Origin of the sequence: Poinsettia branch-inducing phytoplasma str. JR1, from assembly GCF_000309465.1 — a bacterium.
Classification (GTDB): Bacteria; Bacillota_I; Bacilli_A; order Acholeplasmatales; family Acholeplasmataceae; genus Phytoplasma; species Phytoplasma pruni.
Genome location: NZ_AKIK01000043.1, coordinates 1 through 18980, shown reverse-complemented (window position 1 = coordinate 18980; position 18980 = coordinate 1). Strand labels below are relative to the sequence as shown.

The 18980-nt window shown below is 27.8% G+C and carries 19 protein-coding genes, 1 tRNA gene and 1 pseudogene; 15 read left to right on the top strand and 6 right to left on the bottom strand.

Translation table 11 applies throughout. From position 1 onward, the window contains the following. Nucleotides 1–277: 277 nt before the first annotated feature. Nucleotides 278–597, bottom strand: a pseudogene (locus ON17_RS03355) (single-stranded DNA-binding protein). Between the two features lie 135 nt (nucleotides 598–732). Here ON17_RS03355 and ON17_RS03540 point away from each other — a divergent pair. Continuing rightward, nucleotides 733–903, top strand: a complete 171-nt coding sequence (locus ON17_RS03540) for a hypothetical protein (RefSeq protein WP_017191665.1) — start codon at nucleotides 733–735, stop codon at nucleotides 901–903. Nucleotides 904–1442: 539 nt separating this feature from the next. Here the strand turns inward: ON17_RS03540 and trhA are convergent. The 5 genes from trhA to ON17_RS01180 all read right to left on the bottom strand — a co-directional run bounded on the left by trhA (nucleotide 1443) and on the right by ON17_RS01180 (nucleotide 5031). Further along, nucleotides 1443–2120, bottom strand: a complete 678-nt coding sequence (gene trhA, locus ON17_RS01200; protein WP_017191664.1) for a PAQR family membrane homeostasis protein TrhA — start codon at nucleotides 2118–2120, stop codon at nucleotides 1443–1445. A gap of 87 nt (nucleotides 2121–2207) precedes the next feature. Next, nucleotides 2208–2627 carry an HIT family protein gene (locus ON17_RS01195; protein WP_017191663.1) on the bottom strand — a complete coding sequence of 140 codons (420 nt, stop codon included), beginning with the start codon at nucleotides 2625–2627 and terminating at the stop codon, nucleotides 2208–2210. A 63-nt stretch (nucleotides 2628–2690) separates the two neighbouring features. After that, nucleotides 2691–3638: a ribonuclease HIII gene (gene rnhC, locus ON17_RS01190; RefSeq protein WP_017191662.1), complete on the bottom strand. Its 948-nt coding sequence runs from the start codon at nucleotides 3636–3638 to the stop codon at nucleotides 2691–2693. A gap of 70 nt (nucleotides 3639–3708) precedes the next feature. Further along, entirely contained in the window at nucleotides 3709–4353 is a 645-nt protein-coding gene (locus tag ON17_RS01185; protein WP_017191661.1) for a uracil-DNA glycosylase, read from the bottom strand. Nucleotides 4354–4392: 39 nt separating this feature from the next. Continuing rightward, nucleotides 4393–5031 carry a S26 family signal peptidase gene (locus tag ON17_RS01180; protein WP_017191660.1) on the bottom strand — a complete coding sequence of 213 codons (639 nt, stop codon included), beginning with the start codon at nucleotides 5029–5031 and terminating at the stop codon, nucleotides 4393–4395. A gap of 355 nt (nucleotides 5032–5386) precedes the next feature. Here ON17_RS01180 and ON17_RS01175 point away from each other — a divergent pair, with 355 nt between their 5' ends. The 14 genes from ON17_RS01175 (at nucleotide 5387) to ON17_RS01110 (ending at nucleotide 18824) form a co-directional block, all read left to right on the top strand. Beyond that, nucleotides 5387–6241: a DegV family protein gene (locus ON17_RS01175; RefSeq protein ID WP_017191659.1), complete on the top strand. Its 855-nt coding sequence runs from the start codon at nucleotides 5387–5389 to the stop codon at nucleotides 6239–6241. Nucleotides 6242–6272: 31 nt separating this feature from the next. Continuing rightward, on the top strand, nucleotides 6273–7217 hold the full coding sequence (locus ON17_RS01170) for a CCA tRNA nucleotidyltransferase (RefSeq protein WP_017191658.1): 945 nt from the start codon (nucleotides 6273–6275) through the stop codon (nucleotides 7215–7217). Nucleotides 7218–7231: 14 nt separating this feature from the next. Next, a complete protein-coding gene (locus tag ON17_RS01165) occupies nucleotides 7232–8257 on the top strand; it encodes an HD domain-containing protein (RefSeq protein ID WP_017191657.1) in 1026 nt (341 codons plus the stop codon). A 219-nt stretch (nucleotides 8258–8476) separates the two neighbouring features. Next, nucleotides 8477–9982 (top strand): ATP-binding cassette domain-containing protein, encoded by a 1506-nt coding sequence (locus tag ON17_RS01160; protein WP_017191656.1) that lies wholly within the window; start codon nucleotides 8477–8479, stop codon nucleotides 9980–9982. A 192-nt stretch (nucleotides 9983–10174) separates the two neighbouring features. Then, complete coding sequence (locus ON17_RS01155; protein WP_017191655.1) at nucleotides 10175–10489, top strand: thioredoxin family protein; 315 nt, start codon at nucleotides 10175–10177, stop codon at nucleotides 10487–10489. 41 nt (nucleotides 10490–10530) lie between these two features. Beyond that, nucleotides 10531–11382 carry a tRNA pseudouridine(55) synthase TruB gene (truB, locus tag ON17_RS01150; RefSeq protein ID WP_017191654.1) on the top strand — a complete coding sequence of 284 codons (852 nt, stop codon included), beginning with the start codon at nucleotides 10531–10533 and terminating at the stop codon, nucleotides 11380–11382. Nucleotides 11383–11721: 339 nt separating this feature from the next. Then, a complete protein-coding gene (locus ON17_RS01145; protein ID WP_017191653.1) occupies nucleotides 11722–12237 on the top strand; it encodes a DJ-1/PfpI family protein in 516 nt (171 codons plus the stop codon). Between the two features lie 137 nt (nucleotides 12238–12374). Beyond that, nucleotides 12375–13904 carry a 2-hydroxycarboxylate transporter family protein gene (locus ON17_RS01140; RefSeq protein ID WP_017191652.1) on the top strand — a complete coding sequence of 510 codons (1530 nt, stop codon included), beginning with the start codon at nucleotides 12375–12377 and terminating at the stop codon, nucleotides 13902–13904. A 421-nt stretch (nucleotides 13905–14325) separates the two neighbouring features. Next, nucleotides 14326–15513, top strand: coding sequence for an acetate kinase (locus tag ON17_RS01135; protein ID WP_017191651.1), 1188 nt, complete (start codon nucleotides 14326–14328; stop codon nucleotides 15511–15513). 62 nt (nucleotides 15514–15575) lie between these two features. Next, nucleotides 15576–15664, top strand: a tRNA-Ser gene (locus ON17_RS01130). 211 nt (nucleotides 15665–15875) lie between these two features. Beyond that, nucleotides 15876–16742: a thymidylate synthase gene (gene thyA, locus ON17_RS01125; protein ID WP_017191650.1), complete on the top strand. Its 867-nt coding sequence runs from the start codon at nucleotides 15876–15878 to the stop codon at nucleotides 16740–16742. Then, on the top strand, nucleotides 16739–17230 hold the full coding sequence (locus ON17_RS01120; protein WP_017191649.1) for a dihydrofolate reductase: 492 nt from the start codon (nucleotides 16739–16741) through the stop codon (nucleotides 17228–17230). The genes thyA and ON17_RS01120 overlap by 4 nt, the downstream gene beginning before the upstream one ends. Beyond that, the gene (locus ON17_RS01115) at nucleotides 17230–18021 is read left to right on the top strand and encodes a lysophospholipid acyltransferase family protein (RefSeq protein WP_017191648.1); all 792 of its coding nucleotides are present in this window, start codon (nucleotides 17230–17232) and stop codon (nucleotides 18019–18021) included. Before ON17_RS01120 ends, ON17_RS01115 begins: the two co-directional genes overlap by 1 nt. A gap of 98 nt (nucleotides 18022–18119) precedes the next feature. After that, nucleotides 18120–18824 carry a hypothetical protein gene (locus ON17_RS01110; protein ID WP_261974244.1) on the top strand — a complete coding sequence of 235 codons (705 nt, stop codon included), beginning with the start codon at nucleotides 18120–18122 and terminating at the stop codon, nucleotides 18822–18824. The last annotated feature ends 156 nt before the right edge of the window (nucleotides 18825–18980 follow it).

Below are 18980 nucleotides of genomic sequence, written 5' to 3'. Positions count from 1 at the left end.
AAGAAGAAAAAAAAAAAAGAATGTCATTATAAAGAAGTAATGGTATGCATATCAAAGTTATTTATTTTTATTTTTTTAAAATAAGTTGATAAAACTTTAGATTATTTGTTTCTGTCCTGTTTTCTTTTGAAAAGTTAAGATGTTCAATATCAATGTTCTTTTATTTTAAAATAAAAATAACGGTCAAAAAAAAGATACTGTTATTACAGGAATAGAACCTCCGCCGAGGTTCTATTTTCTTACCTACTTGAAAATGAGTATGTAATAATATGTTGTTTTAAAATGGTAAATTATCTAGTTTGAGGTTTATTATCTAAAAAGATGATTTTATGTACGATCACTTTTGTATTTGTTTTCTTTTGACCTTCGTTGTTGGTGTATTTTTGGATAGATAATGTTCCTTCTAGATAAATTTTAGATCCTTTATGTAAATATTTGTGACAGTTTTCAACTTGTGTTTTAAAAACAACACAAAGAATAAAATCTACTTTTTCTTTGGGTTGATTAACAGCTAAGTGAAAATCTATTTTAGGGATTTTTTTGTTATTACTGTGTTATAATGTATTGTTTTTCTAAATTATGTGCAATTCGACCGATTAATTAAACTTTGTTTAACATTTTTTATTCTCCTTATTTTTAGTTTAAAGACGGTTGCGGTCTTATAATTCTTTAATTATAAATCCAGCGGCTTATTAATTCATAAACTGTATATCCAGACATTTAAATCTCCTTTTGTTTAAATTTTATTTAAATAGAAAAACAACTTTATTCACTTATCACCTACTCTTTCAAGATGAAGGGTTTTGGAAAGGTTTTAAAGTTAATAATCATCAAATCACTTTAGTATCTTATAAATTACCTTATCTTAGTTTTACCCCTCCTCCAACTGTGCCTTTTTTATGAACTGATCGTTTGTTTGAAATGCCATATATTGAAAAACATATCGATGAAGAAACTAGAGGATAAAAGTGAATTTAGTTTAACTAATAAAGAAATTTATTTATTATCAATATTTTCCCTCTGATAAAAGTTATAGGATTACGGAAAAAGAATATTTTTATGGTTCTGAGGCGTTTTATCCTTATCCATACCAAAAAATAGAAACTACTTATTATGGTGTTTATAATGTACAAAAACCAAATCGAAAGAATCATAAATCGGTTATTAACCTTAACAAAGACAAAAACAATGCTTCCGAATTGATCGAATATAAAAAGGGTGATCCTGTAAAAGAAGATCAAAACAACCGCCAAAAAAACATGCTTATGATTCACCAGTTAAAGAAATCCAGAAAAGTTATATAAAAAATGCTTTAATATTAACAAAAAAAGACCTCTTATTTAAAAGAGGTCTTTTTTTAATTGTTTAAATAGATTTGATATTCTTAATTTTTTGCATTTATATAGTAAAATTCTATTATTTGTTAATATTTATGGTTAACTTTACAATTTTTCTAACATATAATGGATAGCTACAACATGTAAAAGATTACCAGCATTAACGAAAAGATGCCAAATAAAATGGTAATATTTCTTATAGGAATTATTATAAAAAATAACTCCTGCGCTGTAAGCGACTCCACCTAAGACCAAAAACAACAAACTCGTTTTCAAATACCAAAGAGAATGGATTAAAAAAAGACCACTCCAACCTAAGATTAAAAATAAAAACAAATGTAATTTTTCGCCTTTATCGAAACTCAAGATTTTAAAAGACATTCCTATAAAAACCACTATGGTTTGGATCAAGAAAAAGATCCAACCTTTTGTCACTTTAAGACTGCCGATAGAAAACAACTCTTGATCTAATTTTAAAAATAAAAAAGGGAAGAAACTGCCCCAAATCAATAAATAAATACTTATATGATCTAATCTTTTGAATATTTTTTTAGCTTTAGTAAAAGCTAAAGCGTGATATAAAGAACTCATAGAATAAAGGATCATCATAGTCACAATAAAAGCGAATAAAGGAATACGACTGTGATCTTTACCATGTAAAGAACATTTATGAAAAAAATAAAAAATAAAAATACTGAAAGGAACCATTATGCCGTGTGATATCGCGTTAGCGATTTCTTCACCTATTGTTTGTCGTTCTACTTTTTTAGTTGGCCAATTCATTCTTATACTATCCTCCTTTCTTGGGAATTTTTTTTAAATAATTAAAAAAGGTTATTTAATCATATTTTTTATTTTAACAAAAAAAATTTATTTATGCCAGTTTTGTAAAATACTGTTTTGAATTTCTTGATAATCTGTTTTAGTCAATTTGTTCATATGATTAACAGTGTCAATTATCAGCTCTTTTTCGTTATAACGCGGCAATAAATGCACGTGAAAATGAAAAACTGTTTGACCGGCTATTGCGCCGTTATTGTTTAATAAATTGATTCCTTCAGCGTTAAAAGTTTGAACTAAAACGTGACTCATTTGTTGGACTACTCCAAATAAATGTTTTAAGATCTCTGTTGGAACTGCGTGTATATTCGCATATTCCTCTTTAGTCGCCACTAATGTATGCCCTTTAGTGTTTTGCGAAACATCTAAAAAAGCGACCACTAAATCATCTTCATATAAAATATAACCAGGAATTTCTTGGCGAATAATTTTAGTAAATATAGTAGACATAATTAAAAAACCTCTTTTTTCTTCTATTTTTTTAAAAGAATAACTATTATTTATAAGATAACGTTATTTTAAATAAGTTCTGATATTTCTAAAATTATTTTTAGAAATATTTTTTAAAACCTCTAAACCTTTGTTTTGATAAATCCACTTAATTTGTTCATCCACTAACTTAGAAGCACCTAATTTTAACTCTATTTGTAGGGATTTATTTAAAGTTTTGATTTCTTGTAAAAAAACATATCTAGCGATAATAGAAGCTAAAGCAACGCTTAAATATTTAGATTCAGCTTGGGTTTCCAAAAGAAGATTGCGGAAAACTTCTTTTTCGTTGGCTAAATAAGCGAAATAATTTTTAGGAGAAGCAAATTGATCCAAAATAACAGAGTATTTTGGATTCGGCAATTCCTTTAAAAATTTTAAAAGATTATTGTTATGCAATAAAGCTTTGATTTTATTCAAATTATTGTTTTGAATTAAAAGGTTGTATTCTTGAGGAGAAAGGATTTGCACACGATAAGGTACTTTTCGCATCACTAAAGGAGCTATGTTCAAAATTTGTTGAGAAGATAATTTTTTAGAATCTTGAATGCCTATTTCTTGTAAAAAAGACATCTCTTCTTTTCTTATTAAAACAGCACATACCACAACCGGACCGAAAACATCGCCTGTTCCTACTTCGTCCAAACCAATGTTATTTGTTTTTGCTAAAAGACTCTCTTTAATAAGGCGGGGAGAAGATTCAGAAGATAAAGTCTGGGAAGGAGGATTAGACAAAGGAAGGTTTGTTTGCTGGGGAAAATTCAATTTTTCTTGAATAAAAGCAATTTCTGTTTGAATATTTTTACCTTGAAGCAAACAAGTTCCTGTTTTAAAAAAAGTAATTTTAACATTGTTTTTTTTAATAACCGCCATAACGGTAGGATTATTATGCGAAATCATGTCTTTTTGGTATTTTTTTTGCAGACTTTTTATTTGTTCTAAATTTAATTTAAAAGTGTGATTTTCAGACATTAAAAACCTCTTATTTTTCCTTGGAAAAAGAATGATTTAATTGATCGATTTAGCTATCTTGTTTTTATTTTTAAGTTAAAGACCAATCAATAATAGGAATTTTATTTTGCGCTAAATATTGGTTTGTTTTAGAAAAAGGTTGAGAATCGAAAAATCCTCTATGAGCTGAAAGGGGCGAAGGATGGGGACTTTTAATAATATAATTTTTTTCCGCATCAATGTATGGTTCAAAAGTTTGTGCGAATTTACCCCATAAAATATAGACAATCTTTTCTTTGCGGTTTAAAGTTTTTAAAATATTTTTAGTAAAACTTTGCCAACCGATATAACTATGACTTAAAGGTTTTCCTTTTTCTACCGTTAAAATAGCGTTTAATAATAAAACTCCTTGAAAAGCCCAATTAGACAAATTGTTTGTCTTTGTTTCTAAAGATAAATCATTTTTCAACTCTTTAAAAATATTTCTTAAACTAGCGGGCGTTTTATCGTTTAAAATACTAAAAGACAAGCCATGAGCTTGATTAACGCCGGGATAAGGATCTTGTCCTAAAATAACTACTTTTACTTTCTCCCAAGGGGTGAATTCAAAAGCATTAAAAATATTTTTTTGAGGAGGGAAAATTTCTTTACCTTGGTTATATTCTTCTTCTAAAAAAAGCGATATTTTTTGAAAATATTTTTTTTGTTTTTCTTGTTCTATGATGGTTTTCCACACAATATTATTTTATCCCAATTCTTTTAATTAATGGTATTTTTATTCTTTTTCCTCTTCTTTGCTATCGTCCCTTATATAGGATAAATATAAATCAAACATAAATAAGATCAAGACTACAAAAAAGACAAAATAAACATAAAATTCGGGAATAATAAGCACGTGTTTAGCTCTAATATCCTCATATCGTAAATTTGTTTCATAATCCGCAGATTCCTTATTAGTCGCTTCGTTATCTCCTTTGGTCGTTATTAATGTTTTATCTTTGTCTTTGGTATTTCTTTCGTTGATCTTGTTTTTAACAACTCTATGGATAACATATCGAGCACCTTTTTTTTGCAAATCTGAAATATCTGACGTTGTGCCATCTGCTTGTTTCCCGCTAGGTTCAAAAACAATGATATCTCCATCTTTTTTACCTTTGCTAGATGGTTTTAATTTTTCCTTATCTTCGTCTGATATATATTTAATTAAAACATAATCTCCCGGTTTGATAGTTGGGTACATGCTTGGCGTCGGCACTTTAGATAAACTAAAACGAAAATATTTCAAAGTGGTAGCTAATGTTCCAAAAACATTAAATAACATCATTAAAACAACTAAGAATAAAATAACGTAATAGAAAACAGTAACAATAATTTTAAAAATATTTTTTATTGGAGAATGATTATTTTTTTTCATGATTTTTTTGTACCATTACTTTTCGAATCTTTTGAGAAATAAATTATTAGAAATAGAATTAACTAACTCAATTATAATATATTTTTATTGTTTTTGGGATAAATTGAATCAATTTTTTTTCATTCTTTTTTATTAATGAAAAAAGGGACAAAATAGTTTTTAAAAAATTCGTTAAGTTAGAAAGTTTCTAATTATTGATAAATAAAGCTCATAAATTAAGATAATTGTTTATTCGTTGGACAACCCTTTCCAATAGAGATTCTTAAATCATGGTTTTTTATCTTTTTTTTGTTATAATGTTGATATAAAATAATTTATGTTTAAATTTAAAGTACATTAGAGGACAAAAAGAAATATGAATACAAAAGTAGTTTCTACTTCGACTAGTTGTTTAGATTATTATTCTGAAGCTGGTGAAATTGATTTAATAAGGATTAAAATCTATATTGATGGTAAAGAATATATAGACGGAGAAAATTTAAGTGCTTATGAATTTTACGAAATTTTAAATAAAAATCCGAAATTAGTGCCTAAAACATCTCAAATTTCAGTAGGCGAATTGGTAAATTATTTTAAAAAATTAGCTCAACAAGGTTATAAAAGGGTTTTAGTGACTACTATTTCTGCCCAATTGAGCGGTACTTATAATGGCGTCGTTCAAGCGCAAAAAATAGTGAAAGACGAAATTGAAGTGATTCCTTATAACACTAATACAGTTGGTTTTTCGGAAGGCTATTTCGCTCTGGAAGGGTTACGTTTATTTAAACAAGGGGCTTCTGTTTCGGAAGTTATTCAACATTTAGATAAAATAAAAGCCAATAATACGATCTTTTTTGTTGTTAATTCTTTAACTCAATTAATCCAAAATGGTCGTTTAACTAAAACAAAAGGTTTTTTAGGAAGATTTTTTAGGGTTAAACCTATTTTACAACTAAACGACAAAGGTCAAATAGTGATGGTACAAAAAACTTTCTCTATCGAAAAAGCTTTTGATTATATTATTAACCAAATTAAAGATTATACTAAAGGTAGAAAATATCTTCTGTATTTGCCCTTTACTGGAAACCCTGGATTAAGAAAAGATTTTAGAGTCGCTTTAGAAAAAGAACTAAATTTAACTAATATTTTCGAAATGCCTTCATCTCCTTCTTTAGGCGCTCATGTCGGCAATAATGTTGTTGGAGTAGGGATTATTTTACAAGATTTATAAAATTCAAAAAAATAATCTAAAAGAGACTTTTATGAAAGTTAATCATAAACAAATAGATAAAATAAAGACAGCTCAAAAAGTTTTAAAAATTTTAAAACAAAACCACTTTGAAGCTTTTATTGTTGGAGGAGCAGTGAGAGATTTATTGTTAAATGTGTCTTTTTCTGATGTAGATATTACTACTAACGCTCATCCTTCTGTGGTGCAAAAATTATTTCCTTCTGTTCCTACTGGTTTGAAATATGGTTCTTTAAAAATTTTTTGGGAAGGTCATTCTTTTGAAATCACTACTTATCGCAAAGAAGGGAAATACCTCTCACATCGTTATCCTTCAGAAATATCTTTTATCTCTGATATTAAAATAGATCTTATGAGACGTGATTTCACTATAAATAGCTTACTATTAAATGAAGATGATGAAATTATCGATTATGTTAATGGAAGGCAGGATTTAGCTAAAAAACTGATTAGAACAGTAGGTGATCCGTATCAAAAATTCACAGAAGATGCTTTAAGGATGATGAGGATTTTTTATCTACAAGCTAAATTGAATTTTGATCTGGAAGTTAAAACGAAAAAAGTTTTAAAAGAAAATATTGTTTTATTGGCAAAAATAAAACCGCAAACTTTATTAAAAGAATGGAAAAAAATTTTAAAACAGAAAAATCTTACCAAAGCGTTTCGTTCTTTCCGAGATAATAACGCTCTTGAAGTGTTAACTAGTTTTAAAAAAATCGTTCTTTTCGCCTTAGAAAAGAAAATAAACCATTTTACTTACGAATTATTTTTTAGTTTAGCTTTTTTTTTGGAACCAAAAATTATCAATGATTATCCTTTTAAGTCAGAAGAAAAAACCTTATTTCAACAAATAGCTTTTTGGTATCAAAAACAACATTATCTCTTATCAGAATACGACGCTCAACAACATGCTTCTTTAAATCAACAAATAAAAAAAAAATTAAATTTAAATAAATAGCGAATACAAAAAGTATGGAAAAATTAACTTATAAAGGTTTTTTTATAAATGAATTAAAAAGAGGAAAAAAGATGTATAAAAATCAAAGCAATATTTTAAAAGAAAAAAAAATTGGTCAAAAATATCAATTAATAGGGAAAGTAACTGGTATCAACCAAGGAGAAGGCTTCTATAATACGACTATTTCTTTACCTGAAGGAAAATGCGTTAACATTAAATTAGAACCTCAACAATATACTCCTCCTATTAAAGATAAGATTTATCTTTTTACGGTCATTTGTGCTGAAAAAAAAGAAGATACGGTTTTTATTTGTCAAGATTATACTTTAATAGAGAATGTATTAGATTATCAACCAACTTATGAACTTTATTCGCATTTTTTTAATTGTTCTCCTATTTCGTTCGCTTTAGTTGATGAAATAATTCAAACTTATTTAGATAAAATTCAAAATAAAATATTAAAAGAAATCACGACTAATTTATATTTGAAAAATAAAACTTCTTTTTTAATTTGGCCGGCAGCTTTAAAAACGCATCATAATTATTACGGCGGATTAGGTTATCACACAACTAATATGTTAAAATCAGCTGAATCTTTCGTACAAATTCATTCTTTTTTAAACGTTGATTTATTGTATGCTGGAATAATTTTACATGATATGGCCAAAATAGAAGAATTCGATTTTTCCCAAAAAAAATATTTAAAAAAAGGTTCTTTATTAGGTCATTTAGTGTTAGGTTCTAACAACATTCATGAAGAAGCGATGAATTTAGGTTATCAAGATAAAGAAGAAGTAACATTATTAAAACACTTATTAATTTCTCATCACGGTTTTTTAGAATATGGAGCCCCTAAAAGACCTCAAACTAGCGAAGCGCTTTTATTATGGCATTTAGACGATATAGACGCTAAATTAACCGCTTTGGGAGAACTTTTAGAAAAAACTCCATCGGGAGAATTTTCAGAACCCTTATCAGCTGTAGGTAAAAGAAATTTTTATAAACCTTTATTTGACGAAAAAGATAAGAATAAAGAATAATAAAGATTTTCGAAGGTCTTTTTTTTAAAATTAATGGGCGTTTTTTTATTTCAAATAAAGAAGGGGGCTTTATTTTTGCCAAAAAGGCTTTCTTTTGTGTTAAAATGAGTTGATGAAGAGAAAATCAAATTAAACTAGTCAACTTTTAACCTTTCAATTTTACAAAATTAAAAAAAAACTAGTTCAATTTATTCTTTTTAGAAAGAAAAGGATTTAAGAATGTTTGAGTTAATCAAAATTAATAAGGGTTTTGTTACTAAAACCGGCGTACCTACAATAGGTTTAAATAATATCTTTTTAAAATTGCCAAATAAAGGTTTAATCTTTATTTTAGGAAAATCAGGATCGGGCAAATCGACTCTTTTAAACTTGTTGGGAGGACTCGATAAGTGTGATAGTGGAGATATATTAATTAATAAGTTTTCTATAAAAGAATTAAAACAAAATGATTTAGACGACTATCGAAACGGCGTTTTAGGCTTTATTTTCCAAGAATTTAATTTAATAGAAAGTATGAATGTTTATGAAAATATCGCTTTAGCGAATGAGCTTCAGGGCCAAAAACCGGACAATAAACTAATTTATAACTTATTAAAAGAAATGGAACTTTTAGGTTATGAAGAAAGAAAAATTAACGAATTATCAGGCGGACAAAAACAAAGAATAGCCATCGCTCGTGCTTTGGTTAAAAATCCGGAGATTATTTTAGCGGATGAACCAACAGGGAACCTGGATTCAAAAACTGGCGAACAAATTTTTAATATTTTAAAAAAATTATCACAAGATAAATTAGTTCTTATAATTTCTCACGATGTTGAAAGTGCTTTTAAATATGGAGACCGTGTGATCGAATTAAAAGATGGTCAAATTATAGAAGATTTAACTAAAAACCGAAACTTAGTTAAAACTAAGCAACCTAAGTTCACTAAAGGACAAGTTTTAAACGAAGACATAATTCAACAAATTCAAGATCAAGCTAAAAACGCTCATAGAGAAGGATTTGTGCCAACACAAGAAGTTCTTCTAGAAGAACAACCAGTAACATTGAAAAATGTTTCAAGTCAACTACCTTGGAAAAAAGCTTTTAAAATGGGAACTTCTACTTTCAAAAATAAAAAAGTTTCATTAGTGTTTTCGGCACTCATTGTTTCTTGGGCGGCGACTATTTTTGCATTCATTGTAGAAACTTTTCTTTCTTTTAAAGAAGCATTACGGAAACTTATCTTAGTTACAATTACAGGTTATGCAAATGCGAACCCTGCAATGAAAAAACAAATTGAAGAAAGTGTAAATTTGCAGCTTGAACAAAAATATGACACTTTAAAAGAACAGTTGTATTTGGCTCGCATAGGTTTAATTATTGTTTTAATAGTTATGAGTCTTATTGCCTTTATGATGATATACATGTATTTCAACGCCAGCATTAAATTGAAAAAGAAAGAAATTGGTTCTTTAAGAGCTTTAGGAGCGCGAGGTTCAACAGTTTCTAAAATATTTTTATCTGAAGGATTTATTTACGCAACAACCATCAATATATTAATTTTAGCTTTCCATTTGTTAGTAGGAGCAAGGTTTACAGTTTTTTCAATAATAGCAACACTTAGATTTTGGTTGATTTTAGGAGTGGAATATTTATTTGTTTACGTTTTAACATTCCTTTCTATTGCTCTTCCAATTTACAAATTATCGCGCAAAAAGCCAATTGATGTTATCGCAAATAGATAATTATGACAAATTTTTATTTAGACCTTATTTTTAAAAAGGTCTTTTTTAATGTTGTTTATATCTAGAAAATATACTTCTTTGAGGAGTAAATATTTTTTTAAAAGAGACAATGTATTATAATAATAATGAATATCATTTTATGATATCGATTAGAAAATAATTTTGAATATAATTTAGAAAGGTTATACACAAATGTCAGACAACACTACTCCAAAAATAGATTTTCAACAGTTAATTAATCAACAAGAATTAGTTTTAGTATATTTTTACGCTTCTTGGTGTTTTCCTTGCCAAAAATTAATGCCTGTTTTAGATGAATATTTTACCAAAAATAAAAATATTTCTTTAGTCAAAATCGATATTGATCAACATCCGGAAATAACGAAAGAAAATAAAGTAAACACCTTCCCTACTTTAGTTTTTTATAAAAACAGGAAAGAAATCAAAAAAAGAATAGGCTATTGTTCTTCAGAAGAATTAAAATCTTTTTTAGAAAATAATGCATAATTGTTTTTGATAAAAAAGAAAGCAGTGTTTAATAATGAAATATGGATGGATTTTTTTTAATAAATAAAGAACCTAATATGACATCACATGATGTTGTTTATAAAATCAAAAAAAAATTTAATTTTACTAAAACAGGTCATACAGGGATTTTAGATCCTATGGCGAAAGGGCTTTTAATCGTTTTAATCAATCGAGCGACTAAATTAGCTTTTTTGTTTGAACATTTAAATAAAGGTTATCAGGGGAATATGGTTTTTAACAAACAATACGACACTTTAGATATAACTGGTACTTTAACTGCTCAAAAAGAAATACCTTTGACTAATGAAATGGTACAAGAAAGTTTTCGTTTTTTCGATCAAAAACAATATCTACAAAAACCTCCTCTTTATTCCGCCATTAAAGTTAAAGGGGGGAAATTATATGATTTAGCGAGGAAAAACATTGAAATAGATGTTGCTCCTAGAAAAGTTAAAATATATCATTTAGAGATTGTTTCAGCTTTGAAAAACGATCAAATAGAATTCGTGACTAATGTTTCCAAAGGAACCTATATTAGAAGCTTAGCGAGAGATATTGGGGAAAAAATGAATACTTACGGTTCTTTACAATCTTTAACAAGAACCCAAATTGGTTCTTATGATTGGAAACGCGCTAAAAAAATTGATGAGGTTAGTTTAGAAGATTTAAACGATGTTAAAATCTTATTTCAAAATCATAAACAAATCCTTTTAAACGATTATTTAGTTAGATTGGTACAAAACGGTGTTTATTTAGACGAAAGACAGATTATAACTGATGAACCTTTCGTGGTTTTAGATCAAAAAGAAAATTGGGTCGCTTATTATGAACCAATTAAAAAAAATAAATACCGTCCTAGATATTTTTTCTAATAAGTAAAAGTTTTTTTTGTTTCATAACCAAAAGACTTTATAAATTAAAGTCTTTTTTTATTTATAAAAACAAATATTTTTTTTCCTTAGAACCGCGATACGCCTCAAAAAGATCATTTTCCGGTTTTAAACAAAGATAAAATAAATTTTATCATCAGAAGAAATTTAACAAAATTTCATTAATAATCAAAAAATATAAAAAATAATCATAAATTAATGATAAAATTTAATAGTAAACAAGATAAATTTTTTTTGCAAATTTATATAAAAAAGGAGAATCAATTTTGTTAAGTATTTTTATTTTTAAAAGATAATAATATTTAAGATTGAATAAGAATTATGAAAGGTTTATTGGTTTTATATAATGGTTTTGAAGATTGTGAAGCTTTAGTAACAAGAGCTTTACTGAAAAAAACAAATTTAGATGTTACTACTTTGACATTAAACGAATCTTTAAATGTTTTTTCATCGCAAAAACTTCAAGTTAAAGCAGATATGTATATTGATCAAGTTAATTATGATAATTATGATTTTTTAATTCTTCCAGGTGGTCCATATGTAAAAAAATTATTAGATGAAAACGTTCGTGACTTACAAATAATTTTAGATATTATTAAACATTTTGCCGATAGAAACAAAATTATTGGAGCTATTTGTGCAGCGCCATCTTTCTTAGGGAAACTTAATTTATTAGAAAATCATCAATTTACTTGTTATCCTGGTTATGAGAAGTATATTGTTGGCAATTATACAAGTGAAATTCCAACAGTTGTGAGCGGTAATTTTGTCACTTCTCAATCTCCAGCAACAGTTTTTGATTTTGTCTCTCATTTGATAGATCAATTAATCGTTTAATAATAGTTATAAATAACGATTATTAAAAATATTTTTAGTCCTTAATTAGAAACAATTAAAAAAGTTGAAATATTTTAGTCATTAAATATAAAAAATAATGATAAAAAAAATTTAAGAAAGAAGAATAAAAAATATTGATGCAAACACAAAATTCTGAAAAAAATATTTCGTTTCCAAGTTCTAAAAAACCAATAACTATTTTAGGTTTCCCTCTTTATTTAATTTTAATTATTTTAGCTATTTCCATAGCTTATTTAGGCTTTTCTTTTAGCGTGGAAAAAGTTGACACAGTTGACAAAGGCGTAATAAAATGGCACAATTTAATTGGTGTTTTATTAATTGCTATGGTTGTAGCTGAATTATTTAAAGTAATAGGTAAAAAAACTCCTATTTTAAAAGATATTGGCGGTGGAGCTATTTTAAGCTTATTAGTGCCTGCTTTTATTTTCAATTATAATTGTACATTTTTAAACGATAAATTCCGATTCAATTTGTTTCAACAAGCTTTTAGAGATAATATAAAAACCTTTAACGGTGCTATCGGTTTTTCTGAAATGTTTGTTGCTTCTTTAGTGGTTGGGAGCCTTTTAGGAATTGACAAAGAAATGTTGAAAAGAAATGGTCTTAAATTTTTATCTTTAGTAGTTATTTCTTTAATCGTTTCAGCTACATTTGTCGGTATAGCCGGTTGGTTTTTAAACCCTATAGGTGGTATTGATGGTCTTGGTGGTAGTGGGCAAGACAAAAACGGTGCTTTAAATGCTTTATTTTATATTTTCGTCCCTATTGCTAGCGGTGGTCTGACTTGCGGCATCATTCCTCTATCTACTATTTTTTCCCAAAGAAAAGGAAAAGAGATTGTAGGCGGTGACAATGGAACGACTGTTCAAGCATTGTTTACAGCGCACATAATAACTGCTTTATTGATTGGCGGTATAGTAAGCGTTATGTTTAGTGGATTAATTAAAAAAATATTTGGCAAAAGTAAATTCAGCAGCCCAACTGGTTCATTAGAAAAAGAACTTTTGCCTTCTGTTGTTCCTAATGCAGAAGCAAATACGGCAGAAGTTAAAAAAGAAGAAAACAAAATTACTTTTGAACAAATTAAAACTGGTTTTGTAGCTATTTTCGCTTTATACGCTGTAAGTGCTTTAACCCGTTCTCTTCTTGCATGTTTAATACCAAGTGCTAAAAATTTAATTCCACCAACTATTATTTTCTTAGTGGTTTTAGTTTTAGTTTTCAAAGTGTTTGACATTATTTCTGATCGTTTCGTTAAAAGTATTGAACAAGCGTCTAAATTAGTGACTAATAACTTATCTTCCGCTATTTTAGTTGTTATCGGGGTAACGATAGATATTAATGCAGTGATAAAAAACGTAAGTAATATTAACTTTTTCATTGTTTCTGTTTTAACCGTATTAACAACCGCATTAACGTCTGCTATTGTCGGAAACAAAATGGGTTATTATCCAGTACAAGCTTCTATTGCTGGTGGACTTTGTGCTAACAGTATTGGCGGGGTAGGTAATTTAGCTATTTTAGAAGCATCAGATTCCTTCGAATTGATGCCTTATGCGCAAATTTCTACTCGTATTGGCGGAGATTTAGTGGTTATTATCGCTAGCATCTTTTATCCTGTTTTTTATACAATATCTATTTTATAGTCTATAGTCAATTAATTTTTAAAAATCCCAAAACTAAACTGTTTTATTTGTCGCAACAGTTTAGTTTTTTTCTTTTTTAAACGATAATCACTCCAATGTGAAAGGTAAACTATAATCATTTATTCTAAAAGACGTTTAATGGGGGAAAAATAAATTTAACAATTATCCATCTATTTTATTTTTAATTCCTTCGCTGCGTAACATAAATGTTTTTTATTGTTCCAAAGTAATTCAATAATAGATATTTTCAGGAAATAAAAGATTAATTTTACTTCAAAAATACATTTTTAATATTTTTATATGTTAAAATAAAAAAGGTTGCTTAATTTAATTATAATTTGAATAAAATTAAAAAAGTTTTTGACGAAAATATTTCCAACTAATATGTTAGAAAAAAATATAAAAAGGAGAAAAATATATTATGAAAATCATGTCTGTTAATGCAGGTAGTTCTTCTTTAAAATTTCAATTATTAAATATGAAAAATGAAGAAGTTCTTTGTGACGGTTTATTTGAAAGAATAGGCAATACGAATACTATTTTTAAAATTAAAACACCAGGACACAAACAAGAACAAATTGTTCCTATTTCGGACCACAAACAAGCGGTAGAAATGTTGTTAGAATATTTAATTGAAAAAAACTTCATCAAAATGCTAGATGAAATTGATGGAGTAGGGCACAGAATTGTTCAAGGTGGAGAATATTTTAAAAATTCTGTTGTTTTAACAGAGGAAAACATTAAACAAGTTGAAAGTTTAAATAATTTAGCTCCTCTTCACAATCCTGCTAACCTTTTAAGCATTAAAGTTTTTAAAAAAGTTTTGCCACAAACTTTACAAGTAGGTGTGTTTGACACTAATTTCCATCAAACTATGCAAGAACAAAACTTTTTATATGCGACGCCTTATGAATGGTATCAAAAATATAAAATTAGAAAATACGGTTTTCATGGCATCTCTTATCAATATATCTCCCAAAAAGCACAAGAAATTTTCCAAAAACCTAACTTAAAATTAATAGTTTGTCATGCTGGCAACGGCGTTTCTTTAACTGCTATTGAAAATGGCAAATCCGTAGATACTTCCATGGGCTTCACTCCTTTAGAAGGCGTACCGATGGGAACACGTAGTGGCAATGTAGATCCTAATATTGTTACTTTTATCGCTGATAAAGAAAATAAAACAGCTAAAGAAGTGATTAATGAATTAAATAAAAAATCCGGTTTATTAGGTGTTTCAGGCATTTCTAATGACGGACGCGATTTAGAAAACATGATTCAAAAAAACAACAAAAGAGCTTTATTAGCTTTTGAAATTCAAATCAAAAGAGTTGTTGATTATATCGCTAGTTATTATGTTTTACTGAAAGGTGCTGATGCTTTAATTTTTACAGCCGGAATAGGTGAAAATTCTTCTTTCTTCCGCAGAGAAGTTGTTAAACGTTTAGAGGTTTTAAATATTTATTTAGATCAAGATTTAAACAATCAACGACTGCCAGGAGAAAGAGTCATTTCTACACCTGAATCTTCAGTTAAAGTAATGGTTATCCCTACTAACGAAGAAATAGCTATAGCTCGAGATGTTGTGGCTTTAAAACAAAACAACTAATCTTTTTTCAAACCTTTTTACCACTTTGACTTTACTTAAATGTTGAAGTAGTAAAAATTATCGGAGGGGTACTCAAGTGGTTTAAGAGGCTCGCTTGGAAAGCGCGTAGATCTGAAAAGATGCGAGGGTTCGAATCCCTTCTCCTCCGCCAAATTAATAAATATTTTTTTAATGTTAAAAAAATCTCTTGATTATTTTTGAACTTTTTTATCGCTTTATAACAAAACATCTTTTAAATAAAACATTTAATCGGATTAAATCTTTTCTTTAAAAGATGAACAAAAATAATATATTCCCAAAAGTTTAATTTTTTTTAATATTAAAAAATACTTCTCAAAATGAAAAAAGGTAATTTGATTCATATGAAACAATATTTAGAATTATGCAATTGGATTGTAGAAAAAGGAGAAGTGCGCAAAAATCGCACTAAATTCGTTACTCAAAGTATTTTTGGTTATCAAATGCGTTTTAATTTAGAGGAAGGTTTTCCTTTGGTTACTACTAAAAAAGTTCATTTAAGATCTATTATTCATGAATTATTATGGTTTATCAAAGGAGATACTAACATTCGTTACTTAGCAATGAATAATGTTAATATTTGGAATGAATGGCCTTATCAAAAATTTTGTCAATCGTCAGATTTTCAAGGCGAAAGTCAGAAAGAATTTATTGATAAAATTAAAAAAAATGCTCAATTTGCACAAAAACATGGGGATTTAGGTCCTATTTATGGAAAACAATGGCGTGATTTTGCCGGAATAGATCAATTGCAAAAAACCATTCAAGAAATCAAAAAAAACCCTAATTCACGTCGTTTAATTGTTTCAACTTGGAATCCGCCTTTGGTAGATGACATGGTTTTACCTCCTTGTCATGTCTTAATGCAGTTTTATGTCAATAAAGGCAAAATTTCTTTACAATTGTTTCAACGTAGTGGTGATGTTTTTCTAGGCATCCCTTTTAATATCGCTTCATATTCTTTGTTATTGATGATGGTGGCACAAGTGACCGGTTTAGAAGCTTATGAATTTATTCATACTTTAGGTGATGCACATATTTACCACAACCATTTGGAACAAATCAATATTCAAAGAAAGCGTATACCAAAAAAACTACCTCAAATGCTTTTAAACCCTCAGGTAAAAAACATTGAAGATTTCTGCTTTGAAGATTTTAAATTAGAAAATTATCATTATTATCCATCTTTAAAAGGAGAAGTAGCAGTATGATTAGTTTGATTACCGCCTTGGATTCTAATTTTTTAATTGGAAATAAAAATAGTTTACCTTGGCATTACCCTAAAGATCTGATTTTTTTTAAAAAAAAAACTTTCCAAAAAAAAGTTTTAATGGGGTGGAATACCTATCTTTCTTTAAAACAATATTACCGCAATAAATCTTTGCCTTTTGCTACCGCTTATATCGCTAGCAATTCTCAACAAGGCAATTTATCAGACGGAATTATTGTCAACGATTTAATCGCTTTTTTAAAAAAATATCAAAATTCGCAAGAAAATATTTTTATTATAGGCGGAAGTCAAATTTATGCTCAATCCTTGCCTTATGCTGATGTTTTATATATCACTCATATCTTAAAAAGGTATCAAGGGGATTCTTTTTTTCCTTACGTAGACTTGACCCAATACCAACTCATAGAAAAAGATATCCAAGAAGAATTGATTTTTGCTACTTATCAAAAAGGAGGCAAAGTTAAATAATGTTTACTTTATTTTTCGTTACATCTTTTTTAACTTTTTATATTTCCTTTGTTGTGTATTGTAAATGCGGCATAGAAGGTTATTTTTTAAGTTTTTTCGCTAGTGTAGCCTTATCTTGGATTATGGTTTTATTGGTGTTTTTTATCATGATGTTTATCAACAGAAGGTTAAAAATTAACAACTCTTTTCAACAGAAAGTTGTTGCTAGCATCTCTAAATTAATTCTTAGATTTTTCCGTATTAAAGTAACAGTTTATAACCAAGAATTAATACCTTATAAAGGGAATTTAGTAATTTATTCTAATCATAAAACTAATTTTGATCCTTTTATTATCGCTTGTGCGATTGATAGAACTATGTCTTTCTCGCCTAAAGATGATTTGTATAAAGGTTGTTGGGGTTGGTTTTTAAGTTATTATTTTAATTCTATTCATTGTTTAAAAATAGTCAGAGACAATCCTCGCGCAACAGCGCAAAACTTAAACCAAGCGATTGAAAATGTGAAACAAGAACTAGCTATGCTTATTTTTCCTGAAGGTGGTGTTGTTAACAAAAAAAACGATAAAATCATCAGTACTTTAGATGGAGCTTATAAAATAGCTGTTAAAGGCGAAGCAAACATTCTTCCTATCACTCTCAAAGGGGCTTATAAAATGAGAAAGAAATTTTGGTTTAAAAGAAAAAAAATCGAAGTAATCATTCACCCTTATATTAAATATGAAGAATATAAAGGCAAAAATACACAACAAATAGGTCAAGAAGTGGCTGATATTATTAATTCAGCTTTATAAAAAACAAAATAGAAAGTATGCTCGCAAGCCTGATGTTTAACAAATTATTTTTTCAACGAATAACCAAAATATTTCTTTTGGGTATGTTTTTCTTTTTTATGATTACTTATTTTCCTTCCCCATCTAAAAATTGTAAAAATGTTTTTAACGATCTGTCTTCTGTAAAAAAGGTTCATCATTATCAAGAAGAAGAGGGAGATTTTTTTCCAGATGAAAAAAGGAAAAAAAATAATATAAAAACAGAAACCGTCAACGGTGAAACATATTTGACTTTTTCTCAATATTACAAAAACGGCGTTTTATCACAAGAAAGCAAATTTCATCAAAACGGTACTTTTGCTCTTTCTTATAAAAATTTTTACCCTAACGGACAATTAAAAACTGTGAGAGAAAATTATCAAAATAGCGATCAGATACATTTTATCCGCAAATACAATAAAAAAGGTGTTTTATACGAGGGGAAAACTTTTTCCCTGCAAGGCAAAACCATTGGTAAAATAATTAATTTTCCGGACGAAGGTTTAATTCAAGAAAATATTTATCACCCGGACAACGAACAACTTTCTCAAGTTTTAGAATACACTCCAGAAGGGCAATTGATGCGTTCTTGGAAATATTGTTTCGATTCTAAAAGTTTAAAGAATAATGTTCAAAGATTTATAGAATATGATGCTGATGGCAAAATTCTGAAAATCACTGATTTTTATCAACATTTTAAACAAAAAGTGATCTACGACAGACATAAGTCCGAAAGGAAAAACAATTTATTTGGTTGTTTAAATTTTTTTAAGAAAAAAAACTAATCATTTTTATGATAGTAAAATTCATTAATATTAAAAAAAAGATTATTTTAGTTCAAAAAAGGAGATTATTTCCTTTTTTTCTTCTTTAAAAAAGTGAAAAAAATATCACGTTATTAACCTCTTTTTTCCGCAAAAAAAGAGAGAGGAAAAGTAAAT

What these genes read in the sequence shown, in the direction of transcription:
- ON17_RS01165 (WP_017191657.1), top strand. Translation starts at nt 7,232, where the DNA reads ATGGAAAAATTAACTTATAAAGGTTTTTTTATAAATGAATTAAAAAGA.
- ON17_RS01120 (WP_017191649.1), top strand. Translation starts at nt 16,739, where the DNA reads ATGATTAGTTTGATTACCGCCTTGGATTCTAATTTTTTAATTGGAAAT.
- ON17_RS01195 (WP_017191663.1), bottom strand. Translation starts at nt 2,627, where the DNA reads ATGTCTACTATATTTACTAAAATTATTCGCCAAGAAATTCCTGGTTAT.
- truB (WP_017191654.1), top strand. Translation starts at nt 10,531, where the DNA reads ATGGATGGATTTTTTTTAATAAATAAAGAACCTAATATGACATCACAT.
- rnhC (WP_017191662.1), bottom strand. Translation starts at nt 3,638, where the DNA reads ATGTCTGAAAATCACACTTTTAAATTAAATTTAGAACAAATAAAAAGT.
- ON17_RS01160 (WP_017191656.1), top strand. Translation starts at nt 8,477, where the DNA reads ATGTTTGAGTTAATCAAAATTAATAAGGGTTTTGTTACTAAAACCGGC.
- thyA (WP_017191650.1), top strand. Translation starts at nt 15,876, where the DNA reads ATGAAACAATATTTAGAATTATGCAATTGGATTGTAGAAAAAGGAGAA.
- ON17_RS01145 (WP_017191653.1), top strand. Translation starts at nt 11,722, where the DNA reads ATGAAAGGTTTATTGGTTTTATATAATGGTTTTGAAGATTGTGAAGCT.
- ON17_RS01110 (WP_261974244.1), top strand. Translation starts at nt 18,120, where the DNA reads ATGATTACTTATTTTCCTTCCCCATCTAAAAATTGTAAAAATGTTTTT.
- ON17_RS01135 (WP_017191651.1), top strand. Translation starts at nt 14,326, where the DNA reads ATGAAAATCATGTCTGTTAATGCAGGTAGTTCTTCTTTAAAATTTCAA.
- trhA (WP_017191664.1), bottom strand. Translation starts at nt 2,120, where the DNA reads ATGAATTGGCCAACTAAAAAAGTAGAACGACAAACAATAGGTGAAGAA.
- ON17_RS01175 (WP_017191659.1), top strand. Translation starts at nt 5,387, where the DNA reads ATGAATACAAAAGTAGTTTCTACTTCGACTAGTTGTTTAGATTATTAT.
- ON17_RS01155 (WP_017191655.1), top strand. Translation starts at nt 10,175, where the DNA reads ATGTCAGACAACACTACTCCAAAAATAGATTTTCAACAGTTAATTAAT.
- ON17_RS01180 (WP_017191660.1), bottom strand. Translation starts at nt 5,031, where the DNA reads ATGAAAAAAAATAATCATTCTCCAATAAAAAATATTTTTAAAATTATT.
- ON17_RS01140 (WP_017191652.1), top strand. Translation starts at nt 12,375, where the DNA reads ATGCAAACACAAAATTCTGAAAAAAATATTTCGTTTCCAAGTTCTAAA.
- ON17_RS01170 (WP_017191658.1), top strand. Translation starts at nt 6,273, where the DNA reads ATGAAAGTTAATCATAAACAAATAGATAAAATAAAGACAGCTCAAAAA.
- ON17_RS01115 (WP_017191648.1), top strand. Translation starts at nt 17,230, where the DNA reads ATGTTTACTTTATTTTTCGTTACATCTTTTTTAACTTTTTATATTTCC.